Source organism: Paenibacillus sp. B-A-8 (assembly GCF_048572915.1).
Lineage (GTDB): Bacteria > Bacillota > Bacilli > Paenibacillales > Paenibacillaceae > Paenibacillus_AQ.
This window is the reverse complement of record NZ_CP183882.1, coordinates 364,194-381,777: the sequence shown is the minus strand read 5'-3', so window position 1 is coordinate 381,777 and position 17,584 is coordinate 364,194. Positions and strand designations below refer to the sequence as shown.

At 44.2% G+C, this 17,584-nt stretch carries 17 protein-coding genes; 2 read left to right on the top strand and 15 right to left on the bottom strand.

Annotation, left to right across the window (positions count from 1 at the left end; all coding sequences use genetic code 11):
* Positions 1-16: 16 nt before the first annotated feature.
* From ACN6MV_RS01750 to ACN6MV_RS01705, 10 genes are all read right to left on the bottom strand, one after another.
* Complete coding sequence (locus ACN6MV_RS01750; RefSeq protein WP_042123538.1) at positions 17-1,327, bottom strand: TerD family protein; 1,311 nt, start codon at positions 1,325-1,327, stop codon at positions 17-19.
* Positions 1,328-1,579: 252 nt separating this feature from the next.
* Positions 1,580-2,161 (bottom strand): TerD family protein, encoded by a 582-nt coding sequence (locus ACN6MV_RS01745; protein ID WP_042123537.1) that lies wholly within the window; start codon positions 2,159-2,161, stop codon positions 1,580-1,582.
* A gap of 80 nt (positions 2,162-2,241) precedes the next feature.
* Positions 2,242-2,817 carry a TerD family protein gene (locus tag ACN6MV_RS01740; protein ID WP_042123535.1) on the bottom strand — a complete coding sequence of 192 codons (576 nt, stop codon included), beginning with the start codon at positions 2,815-2,817 and terminating at the stop codon, positions 2,242-2,244.
* A 29-nt stretch (positions 2,818-2,846) separates the two neighbouring features.
* Entirely contained in the window at positions 2,847-3,443 is a 597-nt protein-coding gene (locus ACN6MV_RS01735) for a TerD family protein (protein WP_042123533.1), read from the bottom strand.
* Between the two features lie 126 nt (positions 3,444-3,569).
* Positions 3,570-4,016: a tellurite resistance TerB family protein gene (locus ACN6MV_RS01730; protein WP_042123532.1), complete on the bottom strand. Its 447-nt coding sequence runs from the start codon at positions 4,014-4,016 to the stop codon at positions 3,570-3,572.
* A 157-nt stretch (positions 4,017-4,173) separates the two neighbouring features.
* The gene (locus ACN6MV_RS01725; RefSeq protein WP_042131778.1) at positions 4,174-4,896 is read right to left on the bottom strand and encodes an amino acid ABC transporter ATP-binding protein; all 723 of its coding nucleotides are present in this window, start codon (positions 4,894-4,896) and stop codon (positions 4,174-4,176) included.
* Between the two features lie 13 nt (positions 4,897-4,909).
* Positions 4,910-5,557, bottom strand: a complete 648-nt coding sequence (locus tag ACN6MV_RS01720) for an amino acid ABC transporter permease (protein WP_042131777.1) — start codon at positions 5,555-5,557, stop codon at positions 4,910-4,912.
* Between the two features lie 97 nt (positions 5,558-5,654).
* Positions 5,655-6,464 (bottom strand): basic amino acid ABC transporter substrate-binding protein, encoded by an 810-nt coding sequence (locus tag ACN6MV_RS01715; protein WP_042123530.1) that lies wholly within the window; start codon positions 6,462-6,464, stop codon positions 5,655-5,657.
* 247 nt (positions 6,465-6,711) lie between these two features.
* On the bottom strand, positions 6,712-7,587 hold the full coding sequence (gene aguB / locus ACN6MV_RS01710) for an N-carbamoylputrescine amidase (RefSeq protein WP_076116496.1): 876 nt from the start codon (positions 7,585-7,587) through the stop codon (positions 6,712-6,714).
* 53 nt (positions 7,588-7,640) lie between these two features.
* Positions 7,641-8,669: an agmatine deiminase family protein gene (locus ACN6MV_RS01705; protein ID WP_042123526.1), complete on the bottom strand. Its 1,029-nt coding sequence runs from the start codon at positions 8,667-8,669 to the stop codon at positions 7,641-7,643.
* Positions 8,670-8,967: 298 nt separating this feature from the next.
* On the opposite strand from ACN6MV_RS01705, the gene ACN6MV_RS01700 reads away from it, so the two are divergent.
* Complete coding sequence (locus ACN6MV_RS01700) at positions 8,968-9,399, top strand: Lrp/AsnC family transcriptional regulator (protein WP_042123525.1); 432 nt, start codon at positions 8,968-8,970, stop codon at positions 9,397-9,399.
* 19 nt (positions 9,400-9,418) lie between these two features.
* Positions 9,419-10,057 carry a LysE family translocator gene (locus ACN6MV_RS01695; protein ID WP_042123523.1) on the top strand — a complete coding sequence of 213 codons (639 nt, stop codon included), beginning with the start codon at positions 9,419-9,421 and terminating at the stop codon, positions 10,055-10,057.
* Positions 10,058-10,070: 13 nt separating this feature from the next.
* On the opposite strand, the gene yfcE is transcribed toward ACN6MV_RS01695, so the two are convergent.
* The 5 genes from yfcE to ACN6MV_RS01670 all read right to left on the bottom strand — a co-directional run bounded on the left by yfcE (position 10,071) and on the right by ACN6MV_RS01670 (position 17,480).
* On the bottom strand, positions 10,071-10,619 hold the full coding sequence (yfcE, locus tag ACN6MV_RS01690) for a phosphodiesterase (RefSeq protein ID WP_042123522.1): 549 nt from the start codon (positions 10,617-10,619) through the stop codon (positions 10,071-10,073).
* Positions 10,620-10,750: 131 nt separating this feature from the next.
* Positions 10,751-12,235: a glutamate synthase subunit beta gene (locus ACN6MV_RS01685; protein WP_042123519.1), complete on the bottom strand. Its 1,485-nt coding sequence runs from the start codon at positions 12,233-12,235 to the stop codon at positions 10,751-10,753.
* Between the two features lie 343 nt (positions 12,236-12,578).
* A complete protein-coding gene (gene pulA / locus ACN6MV_RS01680) occupies positions 12,579-14,534 on the bottom strand; it encodes a type I pullulanase (RefSeq protein WP_339288878.1) in 1,956 nt (651 codons plus the stop codon).
* Between the two features lie 121 nt (positions 14,535-14,655).
* Entirely contained in the window at positions 14,656-15,279 is a 624-nt protein-coding gene (locus tag ACN6MV_RS01675; RefSeq protein WP_052414426.1) for a C39 family peptidase, read from the bottom strand.
* Complete coding sequence (locus tag ACN6MV_RS01670) at positions 15,279-17,480, bottom strand: PAS domain S-box protein (protein WP_052414425.1); 2,202 nt, start codon at positions 17,478-17,480, stop codon at positions 15,279-15,281. The genes ACN6MV_RS01675 and ACN6MV_RS01670 overlap by 1 nt, the downstream gene beginning before the upstream one ends.
* Positions 17,481-17,584: the final 104 nt, after the last annotated feature.

Sequence of the window (17,584 nt, the reverse complement as noted above, 5' to 3'; positions counted from 1 at the left end):
CCTCCGAAAAAATCGTCTATTTACTGCCAGCAACCCAGCGCAGTCCCCAACCATAAGCCTCATCAATCTCCCGATGACCACTGTAATATTGGACCAGCCGTTCAACACTGAATGTCTCGTTATTCACATTCCGAAATAACGCGATTGCACACATACCTTTACGGTTGTTGTGCTCGTCCAAATTGACAACAATATCGGGTCCACCGCTCTGAGTAATCGTGACAACACCGTCAGCTTCTGACCAATTGGTAACACCTTTATAAATAAAAGAAAAAATTAGAATTCGTTCAATCTCGGAAATTTTGCTACCATTAATCCGCAGATTCTCACCAGTTGTCACAGAGCCTGTCCGATCATCTCCGTCAAGCATGACATATGGAGGCTGGTTTAACGAACCAAACGCATTGCCCAGCGCCTGAACAACTCCCTTACTGCCATTCTTCAGCTCATATAGACAAGCAAGATCTAAATCCACACCGTTTTTACGATTAAAAAGCCCTCCGCCCTGCTTCTGATTCCAGTTGAGGTTAATCAGCAATTCACCTAAACCACCAGCTGATTTCTTCAGGTTGATCGAATCACCTTTTTTCTTCAGTTCGATCTTCTTCAGGTTGAGATTGATCGGTGGAGGTCCTACAGGTGAAGGTGCAGCTGCAGGAGGTGGCGGAATTTGAATCTTAGGCTCCGCGATCGGCGCTGATTGACGTTTAAGCTCTGGTTGCGGAGCTGCAGGCTTAGGTACTGGTGTCGGTGTCGGTGTCGGTGTTGGTGTAGGTTCATCGTTCGCCTCTATCCCAAAGTTCAGACACAGCTCCTTTAAACCGCCAGCAAATCCTGCAGCAATGGCGCTGAATTTCCATTCACCGTTATATCTATATAATTCTCCTACCACAACAGCCGTTTCCACGGAGAAATGATTTTCAAGATCACATCGGAGAAGCTCCGCACCTGTTACTTGATTCAGAATCCGAAAATAGGCCTGATTTACCTGCCTAAAACTTTGACCTCGCTTCTCGCCATCATAAATGGTGAGTGTAAACGCGAGTTTCATCACATCAGAAGGAACTTTATTTAGTTCCACGTCAAATTGCTTGAGACTGTTGGATGTAGGCATTTCCTTATATCTGATATAAGGCGTAGACGGATTATTATAAAATATCAAATCCTCATCTTTGCTTACTTTACCTTGTGCACCAAGCAGAAAAGCAGAAGTATCGATCTCTAATGCAGATGGCGATTGCCATCCAATCTCTACAATAAGAGAATCAAGTCCAGGATTTCCTTTCGTTAGGTCAACCTTTTGTCCTTTGACAACTGTAATACCCATTCTTACACCACCTTTATAAATGGAGCAAGCATAAACGCCTTCGGCGTCCTCATAAAGAGGGCAAGCGTTTAAGCGAGAAATATAAGACTCAAAGTATCGTGTGAACCTTATACTTTCTTACATTTTTAAATAACCCCACAAAATGGAGTTTATACTCCGCGACCTAATCCAGGTCCTTTGTGAGGGTGAAACTTATACTTTCTTAAATTCCAAAAAAAGGGCAGGATCGGTGATGACCCCGCCCGGAAGATGCTATTGCGCGTCCAGCCCATAATTTTTACACAATGCGCTAAGGCCGCCGCCAAAACCACTACCTACTGCCTGGAACTTCCAATCCGCACCATTGCGGTAGAATTCACAGAATACAACTGCCGTCTCTGTTGAGAAATCCTCACCCAGGTCGTAACGGAGCACTTCACGATCCGTCGAAGCATCCACCACACGTACGAAAGCATTGGAGACTTGTCCAAAGTTCTGTGCACGAGCTTCGTAATCATAAATCGTTACAGTTATACCAATCCGCTGAATATGTGCAGGCACTTTGCTGAAATCAACGATAATTTGCTCGTCATCTCCGTCGCCTTCACCTGTACGGTTATCCCCCGTATAGACTACGGAACCTGCACCACCATTAGGGTTGTTATAGAATACAAAATCATCTGTACCTTTAGCTTTGCCGTCTTCATGAAGCAGAAACGCTGAAGCATCGAGGTCAAAATCTTGACCTCCACTATACTTATTAGTGTCCCAGCCCAATCCAACAACTACCTTTGTTAGACCTGGATTAGTCTTGGTAAGATCAATCCGCTGTCCTTTGGAAAGACTGATCGTCACTGACATAACCTTCTTTCATGAGTAGATTCAGTTCATTGTGTAACCACAAGATCAATACTACAAGATTTATACCACAAGATTTATTGCAAGCCGTAATCGCGAGTCAAACCGCTCAAGCCGTCTTTGTAGCCGCTACCGATTGCATTGAACTTCCACTCTGCACCGTGACGGTATAGCTCACCGACAACAACGCCAGTTTCAATAGAAAAGTCTTCACCCAAATCGAAACGAATTAGTTCTTCATTGTTCAAATCATTTACGATACGTACATAAGAACGAGAAACTTGTCCGAAGTTTTGGCTTCTAGCTTCAGCTTCATAAATAGTAATAGTGAATGCTATCTTTTCTACATCCGCTGGGATACTCAGAAGGTCTACTTGAACCTGCTCATCATCGCCATCGCCGTCTCCAGTACGGTTATCGCCTGTATGAATAACAGAACCATTTTCGTTTTGCTTATTATTGAAGTAAATAAAGTTCGTTTCTTTTTCAACTTTGCTGTTCGCATTAGTCAAGAATACGGAAACGTCCAAATCGAAATCTTTACCGCCGTCATATTTATTAGTGTCCCAACCAAGACCTACTGTGATTTTGGACAGACCTGGATTTGTTTTTGTTAAATCGATCTTTTGACCCTTGGATAGATTAATTGCCATGATAACATTCCTCTTTTCTTTTATTTGGATTATACGTAACGTTCCGCCAGTTGATTAATATGCGCCGCGTGACTGCCCTCACCAATTGCGGCGAACTTCCATTCGCCACCTTGCCGGTAAAGCTCCCCACAAATAAGCGCTGTATAACCATTGTAATTATCAGATAGGTTGAAGCGGATCAGCTCATTGTTGCCTACAGCATTTATCACACGGATATAAGCTGATTTGATCAGTCCGAAATCCTGTTTACGGTTCGTAGCATCATAAATATTCACGACTACAAGAACCTTGTGTACATCGGAAGGAATGGCATTCAAGTTGACCATGATTTGCTCATCGTCTCCGTCTCCATCACCCGTGAGATTGTCTCCGGAATGAATGACAGAGTTACAAGGGCTTTGCTTATTGTGGAAGCAAATCAGGTTCCCCTTCTTAACTAGCTTACCGTTCTCATTAAGCATCAGTGCTGAAGCATCACAGTCCACGTTGGCCTGTTTCTTCATCCCGAAGAATCCGCGAGACGGCTCAGCTGGATCCCAGCCCAAACCTACAATTACGTTAGATAAGCCTGCATTACCTTTTGTGAGGTCAATCTTCTGACCTTTTACCAGATTAATTCCAGCCAACTTTACGTACCTCCATTCCCTAAAAAGAATCACCATTTGTTAGTCTAGCTTTTGTATGTTCTATCAGTGATACGCTAAAGAACTAAATACGTTTCATCCGAACTCATGTATATGGTATTACATCGTTTATAAACTAAATTCACTAGGGTTTAATCCCAAGACACCGCAGATATGCCGTACAACCGCTTTTTCATGGTCATCAAAATCACCATCAGCAGAGCCGATAGCTGAGCATACACCCACAATTACGCGCCCCACATCCGGTTTGCCGGTAAACTTACCGATGGCTTTGAGTGCTTCCTGCTTACCGATTTCCGGGGAAAATTCAAAGTTACTTACATAAAAGTTGAACTGGGTAATGACGTCTCTCATGTCAAATACCTTTAGCTCATTGCTCATATTCATATAGCCGGCCATTTTATTCTTTTCAGCTTCTTCTATTTTACCGTCGGCAGCAGCAACTAAGGCGCAGCCCGCAACTACCGCATTCATGAAATCTTTATTTTTAAATTTCTTCACTTGATCTGTTAGTCCGTTTTTGGTGGTATTCAACCAGCTTTTAAATGTGCTCATCGTATTCTCCTTCTATCACCGCAAGATTATGATAACAAAAGATATCCCAGAGCCTCCTCTCCACGTATCCGACAGAATTTTCATAGTAGATCTCTGAATCACGGTTTACTCTTCTAATATACCTGATAAAATAGCAATATTCTACTTTTCCAAACTCTTACAGTACTTTTGATAGAAAAGATTGTGTCCGTTCTTGCATAGGATTTCCGAACAATTGCTCCGGACTGCCTTCTTCTACGATTTCGCCCTGTTCCATGAACAGCACACGATCCCCAACCTCACGTGCAAAGCCCATTTCATGGGTTACCACAATCATCGTCATCCCCTCACGGGCCAAATCCTTCATCACTGCCAGCACTTCACCGACCATTTCCGGATCCAGCGCAGAGGTGGGTTCGTCAAAAAGCATTATTTTGGGCTCCATCGCCAGCGCCCTAGCAATCGCAACCCGCTGAGCCTGACCTCCGGACAATGAAGCTGGATACATCTCTGCTTTTTCACTTAATCCTACCTTTTGCAGCAGTTCCAACGCTTTTTGCCGAGCTTTATCTGGAGACCATTTCCGCACCCGAATCGGCGCAAGCATAATGTTCTCAATCACCTTCATATGTGGAAATAGATTAAACTGCTGAAATACCATTCCTAGCTCTGTGCGGATAGCATTAATATTAGTACTCGCGTCCATCAATGAGGTACCCTCGATCACAATTTCACCACTCTGCGGCTGCTCCAGTAAATTCAGGCATCGCAAAAAGGTAGATTTACCTGATCCAGACGGGCCGATCACCACCACAACCTCCTGACTGAAAATATCAATGCATATGTCGGTCAATACTGCATTTGTTCCGAATGATTTATGTAAATTTCGCACTGAAATCATAAGCTCACTCATATTACAGCCTCCGTTCGACGTAGTTTAGCAGCTTGCTAAGAGTATAGGTGAGAATGAAATAAATAAGTGCCGCCGTCAAATAAGGCTCCCAGATCCGCAAATATTGCCCTTTCATTGTATTGCTCCAATACATAATTTCCGGTGCGGCTACGAGCGCAAGAAGTGAAGAGTCCTTTACTAATACAATAAATTCGTTGCCAAAAGCCGGAACCATCCGTTTGATCGCCTGCGGTAAAATAATAAATCGCATCGCCTGCCAATTTGTCATCCCAAGTGAAATAGCTGCCTCCCGCTGTCCGCGGTCGATAGATTGAATACCTGCCCGAAAAATCTCAGCGGAATAAGCTGCCGAATTAAGCGACAATGCAACAAACGCAGTGATCAGCGCATTGGTTTTACCGTAAATTGGGGGAATCACTCCAAAGTGAACAATCAGGATCTGCACATACAGCGGTGTCCCTCGAAAGAAATTGATATAAGAATGAAAAGGCCAGCGCAAATACCATTTTGGTGCCATTTTTCCGAATCCAATCCCCAGACCCAGAATAGAGCCAAATAAAATAGAGACCACAGAAATACCGATCGTCAGCAGGGTCCCTTTTAATAAGACAGGCAAATACTGAATGATGATGTCCAATCTAAAATCCATAGGACTCTTCCCTTCTCTTCTCTTCTTTAGGTCACAAATGATTAAAAAAGAAGCATGCGCAATAGCAATCATTACGCACGCCTATTAGCTTCTCCTCTTATTTTGCCTTCAACAGATTATCTAAGTTAGGCTCTTCGCCGAACCATGTTTTGTAGATCTCCGCATACTTTCCATTCTCCAATACCTTTTGGATGGCAGGATCCAGTTTCGCTCTTAAATCACTGCCTTTCGGGTATAGAATACCGTAATATTCAGCTCCGAAATTCTCTGTGTCCACGATTCCCACCAAATTCTGCTTCGGATTGTTCTTCATGTACTCACGCACTATGGCAATGTCTGCCACAACCGCGTCGGCTCCACCACCATTCAGTTCCATCAACGCTACCGCATTGCTGTCAAAACGCTTCAGATTTGCGTTATCAATCCCCATAATTCCACTCATTAGCTCATCGGCGGTAGTAGCAGCCTGCACAGCAACCTTTTTATCTTTAAGATCGAGGGCATTTTTGATATCACTGCCTTCTTTGACCATAATCATGTTGGTAGATTCAAAATAAGGAATGGAATAGTCATACGTTTCTTTACGTTCGTCCGTGATGGATACTGAAGATAGTCCCGCTTGATACTCCGTCCCTTGCTTTACACTCGTAAGCATCGTGTCCCAGCCTGTATTGGTGACCTCATAGCTAAGTCCGGCTTCTTCCATAACTGCCTTAATGAAATCAATATCAAATCCTTTGATCGTATCCGTGTCCATATATTCCATTGGCGCATAACTAGCATCACTGGCAAATTTGATCTTCTCTACTCCCGCACTTTTATTGCTATTTGCATTATTCGACCCACATCCCACTAATCCCACGATCATCAATGCAACAAAAGCTGACATAATCCAACCTTTTCCCATAGCACCATCTCCATTTAACCTATTTTTTGTAAATAACTTAAAGAGATTTTAACAGAATTAAGAATTGGTGACAATTAACTTTTCTATTAAATGTAATGTTATATAACATAAATATGTTTTATTGTGACTTTTATGCGTAGTGCTACTTGAAGAACCTTCGTATTTCTCTCTGAAATATCAAAAAAGGCACTGCCAGAGATTCTATCCTCTCTAGCAATGCCTTTAGCACATTTAACTGTGCATTCTATTAAAGTATGATATCCCCATCATAAGAACCAATCATTTTGTAAAGATCTGGCCGGCGATCACGGAAAACTCCCCACTCGATCCGTCCGACTTCCAAAGCATCCAGATCAAATTCGCTCACCAGCACGGTTTGCTCATCTCGGCCTGCTTCAACAATTTTATTACCTTGCGGTCCGGCAATGAAGGAAGAGCCGTAGAAATTAATGCTAGAATCTTCATCAATTTCTTCACCGATACGGTTAGAGGCAACGACTGGAATAAGGTTAGCTGCTGCATGCCCAAGCATACAGGTCTGCCAATGATCTTTAGAATCGATCGATCCATCCTGCGGTTCCGATCCGATAGCGGTTGGATAGAACAGAATCTCTGCTCCCATCAAACTCATTACTCTAGCCGCTTCTGGGTACCATTGATCCCAGCAAATCCCTACGCCAATTTTGGCATAGCGAGTGTTCCATACTTTAAAGCCGGTATCTCCCGGATTGAAATAGAATTTCTCTTCATACCCTGGACCATCTGGAATATGGCTCTTGCGGTATTTACCTAATATCGTTCCATCGGCATCTATTACAGCCAGTGAGTTGTAACGTGCGTAATTCTTTTTCTCATAAAAACTGATCGGCAGCACCACTTGCAGCTCCTTGGCTACTGCTGTGAAATGATTAATCGCTTTGTTATGCTCTAGCTCTGTTGCATATGCGTAATAATCAGCTTTCTCTTTCTGGCAGAAATATGGAGTCTCAAACAGCTCCTGCAGCAAAATAATTTGCGCTCCCTGTGCCGCTGCTTCTCTAACCAGGGTTTCGGCTTTGCGGATATTCTCATCAATATTACTGGAACAGCTCATTTGTGTCGCAGCTACTTTTACATTTCTCAAGAATCTGTCCTCCTTGTATATAAATGTCCCTTTGGACGTTTAGTTTCCTTCAATTATTGCTGAGCAGGCATTTGCTGCGTAGTGCAGTGAACATTCCCGCCTTCAGTGATGACTGCCATACCGTTAACTGTACGAATCTTACGTTCGGGGAATAAACCAGCCAGCACTTCCTCGGCAAGTTTATCTGTCTCCACCGCTGTACCGCCAAACACAGGCAATATAATTCCACCGTTTACGAAATAGAAGTTTAAATAACTGAGCGTCAGACGGCTGCCGTCATGATCCACCCGTGGTGGCTGCTGAATCTTGATAATCTCCAGCTTACGCCCTTTCGCGTCTGTCGCATTCTCCAGAATACGAAGATTCTCCTGTGTAATCTCAAAATTCTCATCCTGCGGATCCTCACAGACCTGAATAATGACTTTTCCCGGAGCAGCAAAGCAGGCGATATTATCCACATGGCCATCGGTTTCATCACCACTTAAACCACGTTTAAGCCAGATAATAGTATCTGTACCCGTATAATTCCGCACGTACTCTTCAATATCCTCGCGCTTCAGTTCTGGGTTACGGTTCGTATTGAGCAGACATTCTTCTGTAGTAATCAAAGTGCCTTCTCCATCCGTATGGATCGAGCCACCTTCCATCACCAGCGGTGCATCAAAGCGTGTAACTTGTGAGTGTTCGAGAATCTGTGGCGCCACTTCGTCATCCAGATCCCAAGGTGAATATTTACCGCCCCAGGCATTGAACTTCCAGTTCACACCTGCTAGAACACCGTCTTTATTAACAACAAAGGTAGGTCCGTTATCACGCAGCCAAGCATCGCTATGCGCTATAGGCAGCAGCGTTACATTCGGTCCACTAACCAGACGTTCTACTCTTTCCACGTCCTCCGGGTTAACGATGACCGTGATCGGTTCAAACTCAGCAATGGCTGTGATGATCTCCGTATAACCTTGACATACAGACTCATGGTTATCCGGGAAACACATGGATTCCTGCACCGGCCAGGAGATAAAAGTACGTTCATGTTTGCCCCATTCCGGTGGCATTGTATAGTTCAATTCTTTAGGATTCATGTGTTAACTACCTCTACTATTATATTTGGAGCTAGCCCTACCCTTAAAACTCCTTCCCCATCATACAATAATATGTTCTAGCGCTCAATTCCCTGAGACACTAATAATGTTGGAAGAAATCTTTTTGTTCGCCACAACCTTTTACAGTTAAACTTTTTAGGTTTAATCCGTTTCAACAAGTCTTTATTTAATTATTTTAGTTCAAAAGAGAATATCATTTAATATTTTTACTTATTATAGTGATTCTATTTTCATTTTTATTGCCTTTTGTATAATTAACTTAAAGGAGTGAAATGTAATGGACGACATCGATCTGCAAATCTTGGAGCTGTTGAAGAGCAATGGACGCATGACTAGTTCCGAAATCAGTAAAATCGTTCATTTGTCCGTGCCTTCCATCACTGAAAGAATCCGCAAGCTGGAGAATAGCGGAGTGATTGATCAATTCACGATCAAGGTGAACCGCAAAGCAATAGGGCAAAATCTAGTAGTTTATATATTTGTACAGCTGCACGGCTCGGTTGAAACAGAGCACTTCCGCAAAACTATTATTCAATCCCCACTAGTACTTGAATGTCATCATATCTCGGGGGAATACGACTATCTCTTAAAGGTGGGGCTGATGGATTTATCCCAATTGGAGGAATTTATAACGCATACGCTCAAAGCCAATCATGACATTGTAAGATCCAATACTGTATTTACTTTGTCCACGCTAAAAGAAGAATAAATAAAAGGAGTGATTCCTTATGGCATGGGAGTGGATCGCCAAAGGAATTCTGTTGGGGCTTTCTATTGCGGCTCCGTTAGGTCCTATCAGCATATTATGCATCAAGAAAACGTTAAACTCAGGATTCAAAACCGGTCTATGCTGCGGCTTGGGAGCAGCCACAGCTGACGCAGTTTATGGCAGTATCGCCGGATTCGGCTTATCCTCCCTAACCGCTCATCTGGTTGATCACAAAACGGTGCTACAAGCCTTAGGCGGACTATTTATTTGTTATCTGGGTATAAATTCGCTATTAGTTCCTCCGAGGAAGAGAAACATTGAATCCGATACAAAAACAAACTCAGTGAAATCATACGCAGTAACGCTGCTGCTGACGTTATCCAATCCCATGACGATTATTTTTTTCCTTGGTGTCTTCAGTGCCTCAGGTGTTCTTCTGTCTCATAGCAGCTCCAATATGCCGTTTTTAGTTGGCGGTGTATTTCTAGGTTCCACGTTATGGTGGATTTTTTTGACAGGGAGTACCGCCTTGTTCAGGAACAACATGACATTCGGAAGCTCGAAACAGCACTTCTTCAACAAACTGTCTGGACTAGTAATGTTATCTTTCGGCGTTATCGCCCTTATTCAATCTCTCGATCTCCGGAGATTCTTTTAGACAGAATATCAAACTAAACGGTAATTCTTTTTACCACATTGCCTTCAAAATCCTTAACGATGAATTCTCCAGCCTCAAGGACACCATAAGAATTCGGATTATTCTCTTTAGGCAGTGAAATGGAGCCGGGATTCAGCACGAATACGCCCTCTTTTACGTCCGCAACCGGAATATGGGTATGCCCCTGAATAAAGATATCCTTCTCGGATAGTGCCGGTAAATTCTCAATACTAAAGCCATGACCATGTGTAACATAGATTCGTCTGCCTTCATGCAGGAGCATGACATAATCGCCCATCATCGGGAATTGCAACAGCATCTGGTCCACCTCAGCATCACAGTTACCGCGTACTGCCGTTATGGGCTTCTTTTGGTTATATTCATTCAATTTATTAGCAACTCCCTGTGGGTCGTAACCCTTCGGCAGTGGATTTCTGGGACCGTGATATAAAAAGTCTCCTACGATAACAAGACTGTCCGGCTGTTCTTCCTCTACCTTTTCCAATGCCCGTTCTAACCAGAATAAAGATCCGTGAATATCGGAAATAAACATTAGCTTCATCAATGTATTCTCCTTTTCGACTTAACTTAAATAAATCTTGTGCTCAGATCATAATTTTAACCTTGAATATACCCACAACGCAAAAGCGGACGTTCCCTAAAAGGAACGCCCTGCTCTATATGCTTCTACCCTTACGGTAAATTCGATGATCCCATCAAGAATCGATCCACTTCGCGGGCCGTCTGACGACCCTCATCAATGGCCCAGACAACAAGGCTTTGTCCGCGGCGCATATCGCCTGCTGTGAATACACCTTCTACATTGGTCGCTTGTGCACCGAACTCCGCCTTGGCATTTCCGCGCTCATCGCGTTCTACCCCAAGCTCGCCTAGTACAGTCTCTTCGGGGCCTGTGAATCCCAAAGCGAGCAGTACTAGCTGCGCCTCTAGCACTTCCTCACTGCCGGGTACTTCAACCGGAACCATCCGTCCCTGTTCATTACGAGTCCACTCAATTCGTACCGTATGCAGCTCCTGCACATGTCCACCGTCATCGCCGATAAAACGTTTTGTCGAAACAAGATATCGACGTGGATCTTCTTTATATAACTGCTCCGCTTCTTTTTGTCCATAATCAACTTTAAGAACCTTTGGCCATTCCGGCCACGGGTTGCTAGGCTGACGCGTCAGTGGGGCCTGTGGCATAATCTCAAGCTGGATCACACTACGACAGCCGTGGCGGATCGACGTAGCTACACAATCCGTGCCAGTATCTCCACCACCGATTACAACTACATCCTTATCTGCCGCAGACAGATATTCACCATCAGCAAGTTCTGAATCCAACAAGCTCTTAGTATTCAACGTTAGAAACTCCATAGCCTGATGAACGCCGCGCAGCTCTCGACCCTCTATCGGAAGATCACGTGCCTGCGTGGACCCGCCACACAAGACTACTGCGTCATGCTCCACCTTAAGCTTTGCAGCCGAGATATCTCGCCCAATCTCTGTATGAGTCACGAATGTAATCCCTTCAGCCGCAAGCAAATCCACCCGGCGCTGCACCGTCTTTTTATCCAGCTTCATGTTCGGAATACCATAGGTCAACAAACCGCCAATCCGGTCTGCCCGTTCATACACAGTCACCGTATGCCCTGCCTTGTTAAGCTGGGCAGCACAAGCAAGGCCTGCTGGACCTGAACCTACTACAGCTACTTTTTTACCTGTGCGGGAAAGCGGCGGCTCTGGCACAATCCAACCTTCTTCAAAACCTCTATCTACAATCGCTTTTTCAATCGATTTAATCGTAACGGGCTTGCCATTCATCCCCACCGTACAAGAACCTTCACAAGGCGCCGGACACACACGTCCAGTAAATTCAGGAAAGTTATTGGTCTTGTGCAGACGTTTCAGCGCAATCTCCCAGTTTCCACGATAGACCATATCATTCCATTCCGGAATCAAGTTATGCAGAGGACAGCCGGAAGCCATACCAGACAACAGACGTCCTACATGACAAAATGGTGTGCCACAGTCCATACAACGCGCACCTTGCTCACGCAGCTTCTCTTCCTCCATAGGAATCGAGAATTCATCCCAATTCTTAATCCGCTCAAGCGCCTCACACTCCGCAGGCGTCTGCCGTTCAAATTCTAAAAATCCGGTTGCTTTCCCCATCTCTGTCATCCTCTCTAAAATATCCCCACAAAGTGAAGCTTTCTTCGATGCGTACACAGGTACTTTGCAGGGACCCCAATATATACTTTCTAAACCGTTGAAAAAGAAAAATACGCTCTATGTTTGTCTGAGGTCAAGCTTATGCCACTCTAAAGCGTCAAAGTAAATGCCTTCATATTAACATCCAATATCGTCATCGAAAATGAGTAATGTCACCTTTTTATGTAAAATGAAACAATCAAATTAAGAAAATAGAAAAACAAAAAAAAGCACACAGTGTACTGTACCTGATTAAAGTACGTTACTCCGCATGCTTTTCAATATTGATCTTATAAAAGACTATCTATTTCACTGTCAGTACTACTGTCCCAATCCCATTTACAGTTAACTTATTCCCTGTCAGATCCAGCGCAAGTTCATCGCCAAAGATGGTCTTCCACTCTCCAAGCTGCGGCAGAACCACAGCGGTCTGTTCAGCATTCGCATTAAAAAGAACGTAGATATGCTTCGCTGCATCTCCTCCAGCATGGCCACGCAGTGTATAAGCTACTGCACTTGCCGGTGCTTTTTCAAAAACCAAATGCTTCCGAATGTCATCTGCGGTTCGCATACGGAAGGCCGGGTGAGCTTTACGCAGTGCAATTAGCTGCTTCATATACGCCACTTCTTCCTGATGCGCAGCGCACAATTCCCAGTCCATACGATTGATCTCAACCGAGGATTTGTAGCTGTTCTCCACTCCGTTCTTGGTGCGCATAAATTCCTGACCCGCATGGATAAAAGGAATCCCCTGACTCATGAACACTATCGCAGAAGCCAGCCTATGCATGGATCGGCGCTGAGCGACCGTCTCGCCCTCGGTGGACAATACGATTTTATCCCATAAGGTATGATTATCATGACACTCTACATAATTAACGTTCTGCTGAGGCTCTTCGGCAAATTGCTTAATTCCTGGGCTGAAGTCAATTCCTCCCGCAATCCCCGCCTTGATCGCAGGCTCCAGACCCATCATTCCACTGATGAAGCCCGGCTGATCATACAAAAAGATATTTCCTTTAATCGCATCCCTGAAGTCATCATTAAAATGTCCGATTCCCGGCATAAGGGAGGCATTCTTCTGATGAGCGAGCCGTTCCATCGGCAGCTCTGTTCCCATCATCCAGCCTTCACCAATCGTCATGATGGATGGATCTATTCCATCCAGACGCCGCCGAGTTTCCCGCATCGTATCAACATCCATCAAGCCCATCAAATCAAACCGGAAGCCGTCGATATGGTATTCTTTAGCCCAATAGACCACGGACTCCACAATGAAGCGGGACATCATCAAGCGTTCTGTAGCCACGTCATTCCCACAGCCTGAGCCATTCGACAAGCTTCCATCTTGTTTATATCGCAAATAATAGCCTGGAACCAGTTTAGTAAAATTCACGCGATATCCATCGTACACATGGTTGTAAACAACATCCATAATGACACGGAGGCCACGATCATGAAGCGCTTGAATCATTGTTTTTAGCTCTTGAATACGTAGTCCGGGCATATAGGGATCCGTAGCATAGGAGCCTTCAGGAGCATTATAATTCTTCGGATCATAACCCCAGTTAAAATGAGGTTCATCCAGCTTCGTCTCATCTACACTCTCTGTAGAATAATCATAAATAGGCAATAGCTGCACATGGGTTACACCGAGATTTGCGATATGATCAAGTCCGGTTAGAATACCCTCAGGTCCGCGGGTTCCTTCTTCCGCCAAAGCGAGATATTGTCCCTTATGAGTCATCCCGCTCGCCGGGTGAATGGATAAGTCACGCAAATGAAGTTCATAAATAATGGCGTCCACAGGATCCTCAAACGGCGGCTTATCTTCCGTCCAACGTTCAGGGTCTGTCTTGCGCAAATCTAGAATAGCGCCTCTGTCACCGTTCACGCCAACAGCCCGTGCATAAGGATCAGCTGCTTCATTCCACTGTTCACCTAAACGCACTCGGTAAGTATAGAATTTGCCATCCAGATCACCGTCAACTGTAGCTCTCCACGTTCCCCGGATATCGCGAATCATAGCATATTTGCTCTCCGCCGCTCCCTGCCATGAATCATAGATTACTAGCTCTGCCTCCTGAGCCGTAGGAGCCCACAAGCAAAATGATGAGCAGGCCGGTGAATAGGTCAGTCCCAGATCATCGCCGTCGTAGCTGAACAACTGATCAAACTCCTGAGCAAAAACAGAAATACCCCTAGTAGTCGCAGGATCACCATAATAAATGGGTTCCTTCATTTCCTTTTGTACGGACAAAGCACCTATCCCCTTTTCCAGTTATTAACTGGATTATAGTATGATCCTCGCATTTGTGCAAACGTTTGGACTCAAAATAATTAGATCATTTTTCCAGAGGAATTCCCTTAGCAGATCGCGATTAACTAGGTGTTTCTAAGATATTCAAACCTACCATCGTAATGATGTCTTTATTCGAATAATATGGAATGCGCCGTTCTTTACAAAGAGCAATTCTTCCGTCCTTATACCTCACACCATTATCCTGAATGATGAGAATTGGACGATCCCCGTTATCAGGCACCTCATATCCTATACCTAATACCCAGTGGTAGTCGTAAGCAAAGCTCCCTCTCCACCGAAAATTAAACCATTTATCAAATTTAACAGCGACTGGTCGACCTGCATCAATCTCCGCTTTATACACATCGAAATCGTTAAAAGTAGAGATAGATAGCTTATACTCCCCCTCTGGCGAGATTGAAGCGTTGATATAAGCTGTGATTCCCTTTACAAAACGACGTGTACTCATGCCTAAAGGGGTTCCTCCGTGATGACTGTATATGTAATTAATATGATCTGCTTTGGAGTGAAAATGACCTGTGCCACGAATAAAGTCCATTCCTAGCTGGGTATTCCAATACTCGGTTAAAGCTGCCATTGTCGCAGGTCCACAAGCAGAAGACGGAGATGAAACCCCAGCCTCCCACTGTGTGTATGGATCCGCCGGTAGTTTGTTGCTGAGACTGGAGTTTCTATGCTTCATCAGGACATTTCTCCTTTTGAAGAAATCGGCTTAGAAGCTGAAAGGGCATTGCCCTCCGGGAGTAGAATCACATTTTCACCAGCATCCATAGGTACCTCTAAATCAAATCCTGATTCCATTTCCTGAGCGGGTTTCTGCTCTGTCTGAGCAACTATTTCTTCATCACTCTCATCTCCGCTTTCAGGATTAATCTGTAGCGTGAAATAGAAATTAGAGCCCTCTCCTTCGCTACTCTCCACCGCAATGGCTCCGCCCATCAGCTCGACGAGCTTTTTGCAAATGGCTAGTCCTAAACCCGTCCCAGCATACTTACGATTAAACGAGGAGTGCAGCTGGTAGAATGATTGAAATAACTGATGCTGCTTTTCTAAAGGAATACCTATCCCCGTGTCTCTGACATTAAACTTCAAAGTCGATTTCTTTGAAACCACGGACAAATTCCGCTCCACGTAAATACAGACATTGCCTCGGTCAGTAAATTTAATCGCATTGCTAACCAGATTAACCAATACCTGACGTAATCGTCCTGCATCTCCCATAATGAACGTAGGAACTCCTGGTGCCATGCTGTAAGACAGCTCAAGATTTTTTTCCAAAGCCTTAGCCATAAATAGATCCGTTACACTGTCCAGTACCTCTCGAAGATGCACGGGCTCATGTACGATCATCATTTTTCCGGCCTCAATTTTACTGTAATCGAGAATTTCATTCAGAATATATAGAAGAGAGCTACTGCTCTCCTTAATAATATTTGTGTACTCACGTTGTTCTTCATCTAGTTCTGTCTCGGCAAGCAGATCAGTCATCCCCACAATGCCGTTCATAGGCGTGCGTATTTCATGGCTCATAATGGCCAGAAACTCTGATTTAGCCTGGTCCGCTTTTTCCGCAGATTCCTTGGCACGAATGATCTCCTTCTCATCTGTAATATCCCTGAACACGACTACAACACCCTTAGATTCACCTTTATCAAAAAGAGGCGTTACCTGGTACTCTGCAAGAAAGCTCGTGCCATCTTTACGCCATAAGACTGCATCCTTGCTCTGGTAAGATCGCCCTGACCTAATGGCTTTGATTAATGGCGACTCCTCTGGCCGGTAATGGATCCCATCAAGCGCTGTCTGCTGAATATGATCTAGATAGGTATGACCCATAATCTCATCATGTTCATAGCCGAGCATATGCAAACCTGCTGGGTTGATGAAGGTCACCTTCTCCTCCATATCGAGTCCAAAAATACCCTCCGAAACCGCATTTAAAATAAGGGTGTATTCATTGCTTAGCTTTTCGATTTGTTCCGTATATCTTATACGTTCCGTAATGTCACGGGAAATACCGTATACGCCTACCACTTGATCGTCTACAATGATCGGAATATTAGTGGTATTAATCTCTATAAAATGGCCTTCTTTATGAATAAGTGTCAGATCATAGCTTTGAGGATAGCCCTTAGCGGCTAAGTTAAAATGATACAGCGTCTTCTCCATGTCCTTCTCATGCACAACGGGACCAAAGTACATTCCGATCAGTTCTTCCAGCGAATACCCTGTCAGTTTCTCCAGATTCGCATTGGCTGTTAAATAATCCCCTTGCAAATTCATGGAGTACACAGCAGAAGGATTATATTCAAATAAGGATTTATAGCGCTGTTCATTCTCTTGAAGCTTGAATTCGAACTGTTTGCGCTCTTCAACTGCATGACGCGAGATTAAATCCAGCGAATTCTCGGACATCAATCTATAATTACGTTCACTTTGATAAATCTGTTCCTCTAGATCTCGTTGATCTTCCATTTGTTGGTCTGCAATCTTTCGGTCTGTAATATCTTCGGCGTACACAATAATACACGAAGGGGCTTGTCCTGTTGTTCCAAATCCTGAGAATGTCAGGGAAAGCCATACCGGGTGATCCCCTTTGTAAAAGCATTCTTCCTTCTTCCAGCTCCCTGCTGGAGAATTCTGAAGCTCGTCCATCACCAATCTATAGGAAAGCTCTTTCGAAGACGTCTGTCTATTTTCCATTTCTGCAAAAATAGCCCCAGCAAGAAACTCAGCTTCAGTAAAGCCAAGTAAATTGCAAAAAGCCGGATTGACCTTTAGCCAGTTGCCCTTACCATCGTTCAAAGACAGTACGGCTATTCCCTCTGGCGACCTCATAAATGCATGTTCCAACATTGTGCTGTATTCTACCGCGTTATCCATCTACGCCAGACCTCCTTTGTTGCGAACGTTGCATCCTTTATTCCATCCTAAGTTCAGTATACGATAAGAGAAGTGAGTATAGAAATGCCCTGCGTATCATTTTG